General features: G+C 44.9%; 8 protein-coding genes. 1 reads left to right on the forward strand and 7 read right to left on the reverse strand.

The features are described 5' to 3' along the window. Nucleotides 1-167: 167 nt before the first annotated feature. The 4 genes from SK637_RS09220 to SK637_RS09235 all read right to left on the reverse strand — a co-directional run bounded on the left by SK637_RS09220 (nucleotide 168) and on the right by SK637_RS09235 (nucleotide 7130). Complete coding sequence (locus SK637_RS09220; protein ID WP_033689516.1) at nucleotides 168-2048, reverse strand: beta-N-acetylhexosaminidase; 1881 nt, start codon at nucleotides 2046-2048, stop codon at nucleotides 168-170. After that, nucleotides 2042-2911 (reverse strand): ROK family protein, encoded by an 870-nt coding sequence (locus tag SK637_RS09225; RefSeq protein WP_033689667.1) that lies wholly within the window; start codon nucleotides 2909-2911, stop codon nucleotides 2042-2044. The genes SK637_RS09220 and SK637_RS09225 overlap by 7 nt, the downstream gene beginning before the upstream one ends. Nucleotides 2912-2981: 70 nt before the next feature. Continuing rightward, nucleotides 2982-5639 carry an alpha-mannosidase gene (locus SK637_RS09230; RefSeq protein ID WP_033689517.1) on the reverse strand — a complete coding sequence of 886 codons (2658 nt, stop codon included), beginning with the start codon at nucleotides 5637-5639 and terminating at the stop codon, nucleotides 2982-2984. A 210-nt stretch (nucleotides 5640-5849) separates the two neighbouring features. Continuing rightward, complete coding sequence (locus SK637_RS09235; protein WP_033689518.1) at nucleotides 5850-7130, reverse strand: glycoside hydrolase family 125 protein; 1281 nt, start codon at nucleotides 7128-7130, stop codon at nucleotides 5850-5852. 170 nt (nucleotides 7131-7300) lie between these two features. On the opposite strand from SK637_RS09235, the gene SK637_RS09240 reads away from it, so the two are divergent. Further along, entirely contained in the window at nucleotides 7301-9385 is a 2085-nt protein-coding gene (locus SK637_RS09240; protein WP_033689519.1) for a GH92 family glycosyl hydrolase, read from the forward strand. A gap of 45 nt (nucleotides 9386-9430) precedes the next feature. Here SK637_RS09240 and SK637_RS09245 read toward each other — a convergent pair whose 3' ends face one another. The 3 genes from SK637_RS09245 to SK637_RS09260 form a co-directional block, all read right to left on the reverse strand. Beyond that, nucleotides 9431-11113: an alpha-L-fucosidase gene (locus SK637_RS09245; protein ID WP_033689520.1), complete on the reverse strand. Its 1683-nt coding sequence runs from the start codon at nucleotides 11111-11113 to the stop codon at nucleotides 9431-9433. 1 nt (nucleotide 11114) lies between these two features. Further along, on the reverse strand, nucleotides 11115-14903 hold the full coding sequence (locus SK637_RS09800; RefSeq protein ID WP_050489885.1) for an Ig-like domain-containing protein: 3789 nt from the start codon (nucleotides 14901-14903) through the stop codon (nucleotides 11115-11117). A gap of 183 nt (nucleotides 14904-15086) precedes the next feature. Further along, nucleotides 15087-15971 (reverse strand): SPFH domain-containing protein, encoded by an 885-nt coding sequence (locus tag SK637_RS09260; protein ID WP_004235732.1) that lies wholly within the window; start codon nucleotides 15969-15971, stop codon nucleotides 15087-15089. Between the last annotated feature and the right edge of the window lie 235 nt (nucleotides 15972-16206).

A 16206-nucleotide genomic window follows, 5' to 3' on the forward strand; every position in this document is an offset into this window, starting at 1 on the left:
CTTTTTAGACTTTTGATAACGATTACATTATTAGTATACTCCTATTTGCAGGTTAGGTTAAACTACTAATTATAGAAAAAACTCCACAAATTATTTTATGTGGAGTACTTTTGAAGAAAGGGATGTTTCACGAGAAACACCCTGCTCAAGGCAAGGTGTTCTTGTTTTTAGGTCGTGTAGATGGTTGAAGCTGTCGCAATAGTATGCCACTGGTTGGCTGTTGTGGCTGCGAAGTCCTTATCTGCGTAGAAGTCTGTAAATGGCAGAATTTCTACTTCCAGCTCGTCGATGCGGTCAAGCTGACCAGCTAGATAAGCCTCGATGCGGCTTTCTGCTCGTTTGATGCGTTGCAAGAGTCCGCCCATACGGATATCAACTGTATCCAAGCCAAAGACCTTGTTTTCTCTCATCCATTGGTGGCTAAAGAGAGCATGGAAGTCTTCAATTCGGCTTCTGAGTTTTGGTAATTCTTGTCTGGCGATTTCTTGCAGGCTTTCTTTATCACCTTCTTGGTAAGCCTGACGAATGCGTCGTCCCACGTCCACTTTGCTACTTAAAATCTGGTTCAACTGGGTCTGCGTTTCAAAGAGGTAGGCATAGTTACCAGCTTTTTCTTTAATGTCAGCAAGAATCTCAGCTGCCTGAGCGAAGTGCGGTTTGTCCTGTTCAGGTGTCATGTGTCGGTCAAGGAGCGGACAGAGAATATCCTGATAAAAGACATAGCGGTTAGGATTGATCCCGCTGAGATTGCCTGGTAGGTCTGGCAAGAGGTTAGCAAGGTCAATCTGCATGAAATCCTCAACTGATAGGCCTGTATTGGTCTGGAAATGAGCAGACAAACGGTCTAGGTCATTGCGGTAGCTGAGTTCTGCCCAGATTTGCAAGCTTGGGAGAATAGAAAACTGAGCTGTTTCCCCACCATTGTCCCCCCAACCCGTCACGATGACCTCTTTGATGTCATTGGCACGACAGGCCTTATTGGCTTCAAGAGCGATAAGACGACTAAAATGGTTATTGGGTGTGAAACCAATCCACTTCCAAGCACCACCTGCAAAGGCAAGGTCATGGCTAATCTTGTGATGGTTGCGGAAATTGCGATTGTATTTTTCCTCGCTATCCTGATAATAGTCCCAGTAAACCAAGGTCACACGGTCTTTGAGACGATCTAGGTAGACACGCGTTTCCTCTGGAATTTCCACATCACGGTCGTACTGGCCATCTGCTGACATAAGTTTAAAGAACATATCGCTCCACATTTGGCAGTGGAAACCATATTTATCAGCAATATCCAGCACGCGCTCCAAGTGTTGGCACATGAGGAGACTACGGTCCACAACACCGTTCAGAATCAAGTAGCGTCCTAAACCAACCAAGTGGGCTTCGTCCATCCCGATATTGACCTTGCGAGTCTGCAGTTTAGATAGCGTCGCAAACATGCCATCAATCAGGTCGTAAACCTTTTCTTCGCCGATAAGGAGGATATCCTCCACATCACGGAGCTCCTGGACTTCTTTGACACCCCATTTGACGAAGGCTGACAAGTGGGCCAAGGTCTGAATACAAGGCACAAAGGTCATGTCAAACTGCTGGGCATAGGCTTCGATTTCCTGCAATTCCTTAGCTGAGTAGGCTCCACGGAAATAGCCAAAGTAAGGCTGCCCTTCAATCTGGTAGGTATCTTCCATGTAGAGCTCAAAGGTTGAGTAGCCCATGAGAGCCAAGACCTCAATCATCTGCTTGGCAGAAGCCACATTCAGCACCGCATTTCGAGAACAGTCTGCCATATAGGCTAAATCTTCATAAGCTGCTTGTTCCTCAATCTCTACCTTGTCACCTTCTGCTAGGGATGTTGCCAACAGGGACAAGGCACGATAAAGTTGGTGGAGTTTGCGGTAAGTTAATTGATAGTGGCCACCCTCACCCTTGATAGAGATAGAGGCTTGGTCAGACTGAGCGACAGCTACCTCTACATCTGGTAGAGAAATGTGCTTTGTCAGCAAGTCGATTGCCTGAGTTTGTTTGGAACTAAGTCCTGTAAATCTTACCATTGGTTTTCCTCCTGCAACCAGTTGACAAGGGCACCATAGAGATTGGCATCTGCATGATAGGTACAAGCTTGGATAACTGGTGCGACCGTGTATTCTTCGTAGGTTTCGACAAAAGCATCAACAGCTTTTTTGATGCCTTGGATGAAATCTGGATTTTGACTGATAGAGCCTCCCAGACTAATGACATCTGGATCGATAAGATATTGGATATTGAGCAAGCCTTGAGCCAGATTACGGTTCATGCGCTCAATGGCTTCTTGGCAAAGGGTATTTCCTGCTGCGGCCTCTTGGTAAATCTTGCGACCGTCCCAATCAGTCTGACCAGATTTTTCAATCACGTAGCGTACCATATTTCCAGTTGACGCTAGTTGCGACCAGTTGTTGAGCTTTTCAGCAGGGGCAAGGGTGGTCATGTAGCCAAATTCTCCACCCAGGCCGTGGCGACCTCGATGAAGTCTACCATTGATAATCATGGCTCCGCCAATCCCTGTCCCAATCACGACACAGGCTGCATTTTCAAGTTCTGGATGGGCCAGTAATTCACTGAGTCCAACGCAGTTGGCATCATTTTCCAGATGGACAGGAATCTGATAAGAGCTAAGCGCCTCATACCAAGAAAATCCGTGAATGTAGGGCACCGCACTGAAGCCATCAATCACACCTGTCTCTTGATTGACCGCACCTGGAACGCTCATAGCAATCCCGCTATAATCCTCTTCTGACAAGCGTTGGTCTAGCCAAGCTAGTAAATCTTCCAAGTTTTCTGGTGTTGGGATACTTGTCTTATCTAGTATTTTCCCATCAGGAGTCAGACTGGCAAACTTAATCCCAGTCCCTCCGATATCAATCGTTGCAATAGTCATTGTTTTTACCATAAAAGGGGCGAATCAGCAGTTAGTTCTTACCTTTTCGCCTCTCCTTTCTCTTTTATGTTTACTTTTTGAAATTAAATTCCTTCTTTTTGATGAATTCTGTACGAATCTCTTGTGGTAAAATGAGGTCTCTATGAACTGGGTATGGTCGTTCCAGTAGGTCCAGGAAGAGATGTTGACTTTCCGGTACACGCACATTTTCACTACACATATTGTAGTAACGAAGGACATAGCCTTCTTCATTTTCAGCTACCTTAAAGGCTGTTGGACAGATTTGCGGTATGCTGAGAACGGAATGGCTCAAGAGGCTACCAGTCGCAGCCACGCTTCCTTCCTGTCTAGCAAGCTGAAGGCTGGTAAACGGTGTCTGCAAAGCTTTAGCACGACGATAGGCTGAGAAGCGTTCTTGAGCTTGGTGGCATTCAAGCGCAAACTCGACTTCAAACTCACGCAAGCATTGTGCTTCTGGTGTTGGGAAGTAACCCCAGTCACCTAACTCACCTGACGCACGCAAAATAGTCACTGCAATAGTGTCGTCTCCAAGGATTTCGTATTCATTCAATCCCTTGTTGGATACAGTCACACCTTTTTCATCGTCATACAGACTAACAAAGGCTTGTTGGTGTTGAGGATTTTCAGGATTTTCCCATGAAGCTGCTGGTTTGTTTGGTCGTGTCACCACCTCATAGATGCTTTCAGAATCATTGCTTGGACGAGTATTATGAGTCTTGACCAAGAGACGGATACGGTGGTCTTTGGCAGTGTTAGTAAAGCGAGTCTTAAATCGGATTTGTGGATTATCAACAAAGACAGTCAACTCAGTTTCCAGAGGAATGCTTGTCAACTCTTCTGAACGTCCAGCTTCACGCTTCATAAACTCGATGATGCCTTTTTGCTCTTCTTCTAGCTTTTCATCTGCACTGACAGGCACTGTCAATTCATGTTTGAGCAAAATCTTAGCGTAGCGAGCTGTGTTTTCCAAGACCTCGTAGCCCTTAAGCTCTGCATAGATTGGCTCTGTGCCTTTTGGTTGGAAATAGATATACTCGTTTCCGATGTCACCACGGTCTTCGAAGCGGATAAAATCTTCATAGGCTTCATGAGTTGTCTTATCATAGACTGTGATGTTGTCATCCACACTCACCGTTACAAATGGCGTATCAATCATTCCGTTTTGGTAAATACCCTCACGGTGTTCTTGCTCTCCTTCCAGCAATTGGAAGGTTGTCCAAGAAAGTGGTGCTAGGTGAACTGGAATGGTCACGCGCACTTGGCGAGCGATACGAGCTTGGCGGAACTTGTCTTTTGGTAAATCATACTCAAAATTAGCCCCAAGGTCTTCGATTTTAGCCTCTACAGGACGCCCATCCAAGTCCTCCACACGGTAACTTGGCAAGGTAAGAGCAACCATCTTCTTGTAGCCTTCTGTTGGGTGCAATTCCTTGAATTCACAAGTCGCAACATCAATTACTGTGCTGACAGTATCGACCTTATCATGCAAACCTGTGTTAATGACAGTAAAGAGACAGTCACTTTGAGCCTTAGCTGTAGCGATTTTTCCCTTCCACTCATTCAGAAGATTACTCTTAACAAAGTTTCCTACTTGATGGACCTTAGCAAAACGTGTCTCCATCTCACGGTGAACTTCGTCCACGCTACAGCCACAGATGCTATCATGCGGCGCGTTCTGCAAGAGTGTTTTCCAAGCATAGGTCAACTGATCCTTGTGGTTGTGCCCCCCAGTGATAATCGTCAAGGGTTCTACAACTTGCTCTAGGAGGTTGCTATTTTCTTGGAAGGCTTGTTTGAGATAAATACGAGATGAAGAAGTGTTGGCAAGTGTGTACCAGCCATCTGTTTCCTGACTGGTCAACTCACCTGTAACTGTTGATAATTGCTCAGGAAGGGCACCTTCCACAGCTTGAACATATTCATCAAAAGAACTATGAACAAAGGTCATATCTGGGAAGAGTTCATTTGCCACACGAATGGCTTCGCTTAGATTTTTCTGAACAGGCTGATGGTCACAGCCATTCATCATCAACCATTGGTTGGTCGAAGCATAGGCACGCACATCTGACAATTTTTGTTTCCAGAAGGTCAAGGCCTCATCTTTGTCAACTGGGATTTCATTCCCGTTACTATACCAGTTGGCAAAGAGAATACCCAAAACACGACTACCATCCGCACCCTGCCAGTACATTTCTGAAAACTGGGATGTAAACTGCTCATCTTCAAGGACTTGGTTATCAAATCCAATCGGCTTCACACCACGACCAAAGGCTGCCACGTGAATGCCTGATTTTTGAAGAATTTGAGGCGCTTGTCCCATATTTCCAAAGGTATCTGGGAAGTAACCAATTTGAGTAGATTTGCCCCATTTGGCAGCTTCTTGCTGACCAATAAGAGTATTGCGGACATTGGCTTCACTTGAAATCAAGTAATCATCCTGCAAAATGTAAAAGGGACCAATTTTCAATTTTCCTTCGTCAATGTAGCGTTGAACTTTGTCACGATTTTCAGGGCGAATTTGCAAGTAGTCGTCAAGGACAATAGTTTGTCCATCCAAGTGGAAACTCTTGAACTCAGGGTCATTTTCAAAGAGATCAAAGAGATTGTCAAACAATTCCACCAACTGCATACGGTGGCTTTCAAAAGGCAAGTACCACTCACGGTCCCAGTGACTATGTGAGATAATATGTACGACAACATTTTCCATGAAGTAAAACCTCATTCTAAATTTAAATTTTTATTGTTAACGTTAAATGTAAATTTGTGATTCTTTCCAAGAATCAGTTGCGCTAAAGCGTATTCCTTATACTCAATGAAAATCAAAGAGCAAACTAGGAAGCTAGCCGCAGGTTGCTCAAAGCACAGCTTTGAGGTTGCAGATAAAGCTGACGTGGTTTGAAGAGATTTTCGAAGAGTATTAGCGGATATCCAAGTAATCCAAGACCAATTCACAGAACATCATGTTGGCCCAAGAGAACCATTCACGAGAATAAAGAGTTGGGTCATCCACGTGGAAGCTTTCGTGCATGACACCTGTACCACCATCGCAAGCAACCAGCTGATCCAGCAAGAATTTTTTCTCAGCTTTATCTGTAGCTGTCAAGCCTTGGATAGATAGGGCAATGGGCCAGATGTAGCGATAGAAGGTATGAGAACTTCCGAGACCGCTAGCGTATTCTCCTTGGTAGAAGTATGGATTTTCAGGGCTCAGAATGGTACGACGAGTTGCTTGATAAACTTCATCATCGACCGAACAGTAACCCAGATAAGGTGCAGCCAGCAGACTTGGTACGTTTGGATCATCCATGATGCTGGCATTTCCCAAACCGTCTACTTCAAAGGCATAAATCTTTTCGCCCTTGCTGTTGGTGGTGTAAGCATAGTTTTCGATTCCTTCTTTGATTTCAGCCTGAAGACGCTTAGCGTCTGTGATAACACTCTGGCTATCAGCTAGATTTAATGCTGCGAAGATCTCTTGCACATAACCCAAAACTACTACAGCAAACATATTGGACGGAATCAAGTAACTATACTGACAGCAATCATCACTCGGACGAAAGGCTGACCAAGTCATACCTGTCACTGCAAAATCAGGTCCAAAGCCATCATTTACCAAGGTGTCTTCCTTACGGTCCGTATCTCGGACAAAACGATAAGGAGAGTTCTTGTGGTCTTGTTCCACTGTCCAAAGATGGAGAATTTCCTTAGTCGCTGCGACAAAAGTCTCATCAAACTGGCTAGTCTCGCCAGTCTCTTTCCAGAGGAGATAAGCCAACTGCAAAGGATAGCAAAGCGAGTCTACCTCGTACTTGCGTTCCCAAATCCAGCCGTTAAGGTCGGTGTGGTCGGTCTCGTGATGCCCCTTCCAGTTTTCCTCAATGTTGAAGGAGTTGGCATAAGGATCCTTGAGCACCAAGGTCATCTGACGTTTGACCAAACCTGCAATGGTCTGGCGCAGGAGGGCATCTCTTTTAGCCACCTGCAGGTAGGGTCTGAGTTGGGCTGTCGAATCTCGAAGCCACATAGCAGGAATATCTCCTGTGAGCACAAAGGTTGAACCATCTTCTAGGATTTCAACCGTATTGTCCAAGGTGTCTGTGTAGCAACGCTCGAAAACATCCACCCACTCTGGATGGTCCTTAGCCCGCTCTGCCACTTCATCTAGCCATTCTCTAACAATTTCTTTTGAATAAATCATCGTGCAGTATCCTCTTTCAAACAAGTTTCATTTTCAGTATATAGCTTTTGAGACAGAAAATACATACACAAATGATAGTCATTTTTCTACAAAATTACTTTCTTTTGAACCCCATATCTAAAGTCCCTGTTTTTCTGATATAATGTAGAAAAACAGCTAAAGGAAAGACTATGAAACCACTACTTGAAACCATCGATACCCGATTTGGAACTGCCAGCAAGCATGCCTTTTCTTGGGGAAATACCCTGCCATACACAGGCGTTCCTTTTGGGATGAATTACTTTGTACCCCAGACCAGTGACCAGGATGGATCTTGGTTTTTTGATCCACATCTGCCTATCTTTCAGGGGATTCGTTTAACCCACCAGCCCAGCCCTTGGATTGGCGACTACTCTTGGCTCCTCCTGACACCTGTCACAGGCCAGCTAGGTGGAGACAGCCTCTTTCACCGTCAGTCTTCCTATGATATGGATAAAGCCTCTTTCCAACCTCATTATCTGAAAATTTTCTCCCTGCGCTATCAGATTGAAAGCCAGCTCACACCGACTCGCTACGGTGCTTCTATTCGTTTGGAACAAAAGCAAGGCAAAGCCCTCTCCCTCTATCTTCACGCGGCAGATGAACTGACAATAGAGCAAGTAGATAAGAGAAATCTTGCCCTGCGACAAGAAGGAAAAACTGAGACCAACAAAAATCCACTAACTATGTTCACTGCTCTGCAAATGAATACGGATATTCTTGCTATCAGCCAAGAAGGTGGAGACTGGCGAATCGACTTAGCAAGTAGCCATGCTGAAATTCAGCTAGCGACTTCTTTCATCTCTCCTTCTCAAGCACTGCTTAATCTACCTCAAGAAGATTTTGATAGCTGTAAATCGAATGCACAAGCGGACTGGGAAAATCTCCTCCATCGTTTTGATGTTATAGAGACAGGAGAGGCTGACCGGACCTTCTTTGATCACTGCCTTTACAGACTCTTCCTCTTCCCACAGACTTTTTATGAGGTTGATGAATCAGGGCAAGCCATCCACAAAGATCTGGCTACTGGAACTGTCAAGCCTGGTGTCCTCTTCAGCAACAATGGTTTCTGGGATACCTTCCGTACCACCTTCCCCCTCTTTGCCCTTATCATACCTGAACACTATCACCGCTTTTTAGAAGGTTTCCTCAATAACTACCGCGATACTGGTTTTCTTCCAAAATGGCTGGCTCCAGATGAACGGGGTATGATGCCAGGTACACTTTTAGACGGTATTATCGCCGATAGCGCCTGCAAGGACATGGCCCCCGACCTAGAAGAAGAACTCCTCCAAGCCATGCTTGAAACAGCCAGCAAGTCCGACCCTCTCGGTATCAATGGTCGTCACGGACTAGCCCAATACCAAGAACTAGGCTACCTCTCTACCGACCACCACGAAAGCGTCAGCCACACCCTAGACTATGCCTATAGTGACTTTTGTATCGCTAACTGTGCTGAAAAACTAGGGAAAATAGAAATCGCTGAAACCTACAAGGCCGCATCACAAAATTACCGCCATCTATTTGACGCTAAGACAGGTTATATGCGAGCGCGTGATAGTCAAGGCAACTTCCGTCCTGACTTCTCTCCTTATAGTTGGGGACGCGACTATGCCGAATGCTCTGCCATCCAAGCAACTTTAGGCGTCCTCCACGACATTCCAGACTTAATCCAGCTTATGGGTGGAAAAGAAGCCTTTAGCAACTATCTTTTGAAGACCTGTCAGGAGGCCCCCCTCTTTGAGACAACAGGTTATGGTTACGAGATTCACGAAATGAGCGAGATGGCTACTGCTCCTTTTGGACAACTCGCCATTTCCAACCAGCCAAGCTTCCACATTCCTTATCTCTTCCGCTACAGCAACTACCCTGACTACACTGCCCTTCTCATCAAGACTCTCCGTCAGAAGGCCTTTCACCCAAGTTGGGAAGCCTATCCTGGCGATGAAGACAATGGCAGTCTCTCAGCCTGGTACATCTGGTCAGCTCTCGGATTTTATCCGACCTGTCCAGGCAAACCAAACTATGACCTCGGAATTCCTCTCTTTGACCATCTCCGAGTCTATCTTGCCAAAGAAGATAAATGGCTAGATATTCATGCTGAGCAAAACCACAGCCATTTCAACTTTGTAAAAAAATGCCGACTGGATAAAACACTCGTATCAACTATTCAACACCAAAACCTCTTAAAAGCTGAACAACTAACCTTCACCCTCAGCTGGTTACCAAGTCACTAGCTAGTAGACAGAAGAACCTTTGTATCGTGCAAAGGCTCTTTTATTTTATGAAACTTGTACTTGAAGTTGATCAACAAGTTGTCCATCAACAGTCAGAGTCAGATAGAAATCCAAAGTCTTGTCAGCAGCAAAGTGCAGGGTTGGTAGATGCAAATCTTTTTTGCATTCCCCAGCTTGGAATTGAAGGACTTGAATTTCGTCCTGATAGGCGACACCATGGACACCTGTCCCCGGTTGAATCGAAATCTTAGCCTCTAAAGGAGTATTACTTTCGCTACGTTCAATCCTAAAATGAAGAGTCTCTCCCTTTGTCACAGCTAGACTTTTTTCTGCAAATGCTAGTCCCTGAACAACTTCTTTTTGTAATAAGCTAGGAGTTTTATAAAGGGAAATCTTGGTCAATACAGGTAAATCCTGTGACTCTGTAATCATCACGCACACCTTCTGTGCCTCTACTAGCGAACCTCGCAAGAGGCGCTTATAACCAACTGTAAAGCCTGTACCAAATTCTTGCCAGACACCATCCACCTCTACTTGCACATGAAAAGCAGCGATTCGTTGCCCTAGCTTCAAATCTTCTCTTAACTCAATTACATCAAAAGTTTTAGGTGACCCTAAGTCGAGTTCTAGCTGGATGGGCAAGCCCGCATCGCTTGCCCAAGAGCTACTTTCAAGGCCATCTGTCAGATGGTGACAGGCAAAGTCTGCGGAAAGAGCAGGACCAGATACCTTAGCTCCCAGAGCCAAATCCTCTTTATAGAGCTCATTGCGATAGGCCGTAAATTCATAGAGCCGTTTGATATCCTTCTCATCAAAGAGACCATCTTGATTCGGCGGAATATTAAGTAGGAGCGGGGTTCCTCTCCCCACTGAGTGAAAATAGATTTCGACCAACTCCTCAAGAGACTTAGGATCCTGCTCTTCATGGTAAAACCAGCCCGGCCGAATAGAGACATCTGCCTCACCGATTGAAAAAATAGTGCCTGAAGAATCTCCATGCTGAAGATAATCCAGCGCTGCTTCTGTTCCTAGCTTGTCAGGATTCACCTTTTGCCATAGGGGATCACCTGCATACCCTCGTTCATTGCCAATCCAGCGTATACTGGTGCCTTCTGTTGAAAAAATTAAGCAATCTCCCTGCAGTTCATGAATGGTTTCAAACCATTTTTCAAATTCATAATTGACCTTTTGAGCGCCCTCTCCTCTGGCACCATCCATCCAAACCTCAGCAAATTTCCCTTCATTTCCATAGGCGGGATTTGATAAGATTTCCTTCAACTGTGCCAGATAATAAGCATTATAGTCCGCTTCTCGCTCCACATGATAGAGAGGACTGTGAGCATCCCAAGGCGATAGGTAGACCCCCATATCCATATCAAACTCTGTGGCAGCTTGGGATACTTCAAGGAGCAAATCCCCCTCTCCATTCCTCCAAGGACTGGACTTGACCGAATAATCCGTGTGAACTGTCGGATAAAGGACAAAGCCATCGTGGTGCTTGACCACCAAAATCAACTTTTTGAAGCTCGTTTCCTTGAGCACACGAACCCACTCACGCGCATCTAACCTTATCGGATTAAAGCGTTCAGAATCCTCCTGACCTGTCCCCCATTCCTGATCATAAAAGGTATTGGGACCAAAATGAATAAAGGCTGCTAGTTCATCCTCTAAATACGCTAGCTGGGCCTGACTAGGCAAGGGGCCATGCGGTTTTATTTCTCTTACCATACTACTTCCTATCTACATTTTTCTTTACTTTTTTGGCATGTACTTGCAATTCTGTTAACGCTAGTGGATTTTCCAAGTTTTCAAATCGAAGACGAAGGGCATAGGTTTCCACCTTGTCAAATTCAAAACGAAGCTCCTCATCCTTGTCGCTTGACACTTTTCGGATAACTGATACAGGGCGCCAATTCTGCTCTTGTTTGAGCAGAGAATCCTTATCCAAATGATTTGGAGTCCGAGGTAAGCTAGGCTCATTCCCTATGTAATAATCAATAAAGGTCGGATCAACAGCCACATATTCTTGATTCTCAACATAATACAAGGTCACGTTATCCACAAATCGCGGTTTTAAAATCCCTGCATCTCCAAAAAGAATGCCCACGCTGGCTTGCTCGGACTTAGCAATCCAAGTATTTGCTGTCGATTTCTTTCGAGCAATGACCTTGTCATTGAGGTAAGAGGCTGGGTGATTCAGCTCTGAGTGAGAAGCAAAAACCAGAGGCAGGTTGGACCCTGTCCACTGATTAGAAATAACTTCCCCATCTACACTGACATCTGTCACATGAATGGTGACTGTTGCTGGCAACTCACAGCCCGCTACTTGTCCTGTGAGCACACTTTCTCCTACCTGAGCATAGACTTGAGGATCGAGTTCATCCCAAGTCACCTTGGCCGTATCTCGTCTACTATCTGATAAGACTAGCTTGACTCGGTCTGGTAAGTGTGGGGCTTCCTTGACAAGCGTCCAAACCTTTTCAGGCTCAATAGCGCAAATTCCTTGGACACAAACCTGAGCAGAAGCCTTTAAATCCAACCCCTCTAGCTGACCAGATACCGTAAATGTATGAAAGCTTGCTATATCTTCTTCGGATATTGCCTCCCAAACAACCTTGACTCGTTTTGCACTACCGGACTCATAGTCCACCAAAACTGAAGATGGCAGCTGTGGATAAGTTCCCTTAGCTGTATACAAGCGAAGTGGTCGTACAGAAACTGCCTTCCCTAGTGAGGTATTTTCTGCGACCTGCAAGTGAGTTTGATAGGTCTTACCTTGATACATGTCTCGGATAGCCAAGTCCCCTGCAGACAAGCAGTGAAGCACTCCCTGATTGATAATGGCGTGGGCACCACCACTCGTCTCCCAAATCACTTCACTATTCCCCACCTTGTTCACAGGGTTATCCACAATTTGTGGATAAAGTCCAATAGCTGGGGAATCTCCTTCTTGTAATCCGGCCTGATTGTCCACTCGAATCTCAAATAAGCGCTGATTTTTCACTGGATGGCAATCAAAAACCTCTCCCACTAAGAGATCAAAACTTGCTGGCTCTAGCCCTCTAGCACTAGCTTTTACTCTGACTAGACCTGCCTGCTCCAAGCTCTGAACTAAGAGGACACCTCTGCCATGAAAGGCTTTCCTCTTAAAACGACCATTTTTCTGAGCCTTGTAACGTTCACGACTGGCCTGCCTACCATTATCCACACCCACAATGCAAGCAGGGCCCTCAATTTTAAAATGAAGCTGATTGGAAGCAGTCGGCACCCAATTTCCATCCTTGTCCAATACATCAAAATAGAGATAGAGGAGATCTTGCCCATCTGGCTCCAGTTGTGTTTTCTCGGCATGTAACCCGATTTTGGCTGGCTTACCTGCAGTCACCACCCTATCTTCTGCCACAAGCTGACCTTGACAGTCATAGGCCACAGCACGCAATTCTCCCGGTTGATAAGCCAAACACCATTCGAGATAGAGTTGGTCAGAACCTTGTCCCTCTTGGTATTTTCTACCGCCTGAAATCCATTTTTCCTGAAAGGTCTTCCTACCTTGGGATTTTCCATTGAGAAATAGCTCTACAGAACGGGCATTTGAATACACTCTAACAGGGATATCCCCATACTTATCCACAACTTGTTGATAACTCTTGTGAATTTCCCAATTCCAGTGGGGCAGTATATGAACTATGGGATGCTGATCTAGGTCCACCCACTGACTTTGATAGAGATAATAGTCATTTTTAGGAATCCCTGCTGTGTCCACAATCCCAAAATAGGAACTCTTTACAGGCGTGTCATTTTGATTGTGCCAAGGAGTCGGCTCACCGATATAGTCCACTCCTGTCCAGATAAATTGACCTGCATAGTCTAGCCGATTTCTATCTGCTATCCAAGAAGCCGTCGCTGTCTTCCCCCAAGGAACTCGATCATTGCCATAGTCTGACTGTTCAAAATTCCGCACGCGGCGATTATCCCCAACCCATTCCTTAGCTGGGCGAAAATAGCTATCACGCGTCCGTGTAGCCGATGAGGTTTCAGATCCGTAAAGTCGCCACTTGGGATGTCTTTTACGAATCGCGTCAATATTGTCTTCTGAGTAATTCAAGCCCACCACATCCAGCAAATCAGCAATCTTTTCATGACCTCCAGAACCATCTCCAAAGCGGAACTGATCCATTCCCATGGTCATAAAACGACTATCATCAACCTCCTTGACCCTTCCCAGCAAGCGTTTGATAGTCTTCAATGAATGAGCATCGCCATTTGCTTCGCTGACTTCATTTCCCAAGGACCACATAAAAATCGCTGGATTGTTCTTACCACGCTCAATCATAGTGCGCAAATCATAATCTGACCAGAAATCGCCTGCTTTCGCTTCTGGATGAGTCGCTTCTTCCTCAAAAAAGCGACCATAATCATATTCTTTCTTGCCTCCATACCAGGTATCAAAGGCTTCTTCTTGGATGAGTAAACCCATTTTGGCAGCCACATCCAGCAAAATACTACTGGCTGGATTATGGGTGATTCGGATTGCATTGACCCCCATTTCCTTCATCTGGCGCAATCGTCTCTCGGCAGCTGACCTGTTTTCCACAGCTCCCAGCGCTCCATAGTCATGGTGCAGACAAACCCCATGAATCTTCAACCAGCGACCATTGAGAAAGAAGCCCTTATCCGCTTGCCAATTCATATAGCGGTAACCAAAAGTCTCCTCTTCTTCATCAACCAAAATACCATTTTTGTAAAGGCGAGTCTTCAATTGGTAAAGGTGAGGATAATCAATATCCCAAAGCAAGGGTTGAAAAATTGATATGGCTTGTTGGAAAGAATATTTGTCCCCAGCTTCAATCATTACAGAATCTGTCGCCTGCCAGTCTGACAGTTGCTGCCCTTCATACCAGATACTCTGTTCCAAATATACTGACACAGACTGAGGACCATCATTTGAAACCTTACTTGTAAGCTGAGTTTCCACCCATCCATCTCTTTGCTCCTTGAGCTTGGGACTTTTTATCTTACTCCCATACAAATCCAGATGTACCGAATCCGTAATCAACAATTTCACTTCTCGGTAAATACCGCTACCAGAGTACCAACGACTGCTAGGTTGCTGATTTTCCACAAAAACCGCAAGCTGGTTGGCCGTCCCATCATTTCTTAGATAAGGCGTAATATCATAAGAAAAGGGTGTGTAGCCATTGGGATAATAACCCAGCACTTGCCCGTTGATATAAACTTGGGCATTCATGTAAACACCGTCAAAGAGCAAACGCACCGATACAAGACTGGCATCTTCTTCCAAGTAAAACTGCGTCCGGTACCAAGCCTGACCCCCGTTTAACTGGCCACCCTCATTTTGCGCTGGCGAATACTGGTCAAAATCATTGTAAATACTCCAGTCATGTGGCACTTGAATGGCCTGCCAATTTCCCCTCTGAAAATCCGATGCCAAGGCCTCTTCTTTCCCCACCTCCTGGCTAAAAAACCAGTAATTTCGTAAAACTTCTTCTCTTCTCATGCAAGCATTCCTCGTTAAACAAGTCTATTGACTTGACTATAGCACAAAACAAAAGCGCCTTCAAGACTTCCTCCATCATTCCCTAAATACTCAGAAAAGATTCTATAATTTGTGGAGGAGGATTTAGTCCTCAAAGCTACAAGGGTAATACAAAAAGAGCCTGTTGCCAAGCTCTTTAATCTATTATTTCTTCTCAGCGCGAAGGGCTGACAAGATTTGTGTACGGATATCATCCACACCATTTGGAGTATTTGGTAAAAAGATAGTTTGGTTTCCTTTAGAGGCAAAGGTATTCAAGGTATCCAAATACTGGTTGGTCAAGAGGATAGACATGATTTGTTCTTCTGTCATGCCAACATTGGCTTCCTTGAGTTCTGTGATAGACTCTGCCAATCCATCCACAATCGCCTTACGTTGTTGGGCAATCCCCACACCATGGAGGCGGTCTTTTTCTGCTTCGGCTTCAGCTGCAGTGACGATTTTAATCTTGTCGGCTTCCGCCAATTCTTGCGCTGCGACCCGCTTGCGTTGCGCCGCATTGATTTCATTCATGGATTGCTTAACTTCTGCATCTGGTTCGACCTTGGTAATCAAGGTTTTCACGATAATATAGCCGTAAGTTGTCATTTCTTCTGCTACTTGATGTTGAACCTCGAGGGCAATCTCATCTTTTTTCTCAAACAATTCATCCAAGGTTAATTTTGGAACAGAAGAGCGAAGGGCGTCTTCGATATAAGATTTAATCTGAGATTCTGGACGCATGAGTTTATAATAGGCATCTGTCACGCTCTGCTCATTGACACGGTACTGGGTTGCCACATTCATCATAACGAACACATTGTCCTTGGTCTTAGTCTCAACCACAATATCGCTTTGCAACAAGCGTAACTGGATTCGTGCTGCAATCGAGTCAATCCCAAAAGGCAATCGAATATGAATACCGCTATTGGCAACCTTTTGGTATTTCCCAAAGCGTTCAATAATCGCCACCGACTGCTGACGAACCACATAAACTGTACTCAGTGTGACTATCACCAATAGGAGCACACAAACCACCACAAAAATCATCAAAAATGTTGTTATCATCGCGACGACCTCCATCATTATTTTTTCCTGTATTATAGCACATTTAAAGAAGGCTGTGCAGTTTTTACTGCGATTTTTCCTGAAATGTCAATAATTAGAGGTGAAACTACATTTCAAGTTAATAATCGTTTTTTTTTATTACATTATCTTCATCCATATTCAGGGAATAGCTTGCCTTAACTTTTCCCTCGTGATATACTATTTATTGAAATGAATA

The sequence above is a fragment of the Streptococcus mitis genome (assembly GCF_000722765.2).
Classification (GTDB): domain Bacteria; phylum Bacillota; class Bacilli; order Lactobacillales; family Streptococcaceae; genus Streptococcus; species Streptococcus mitis_AQ.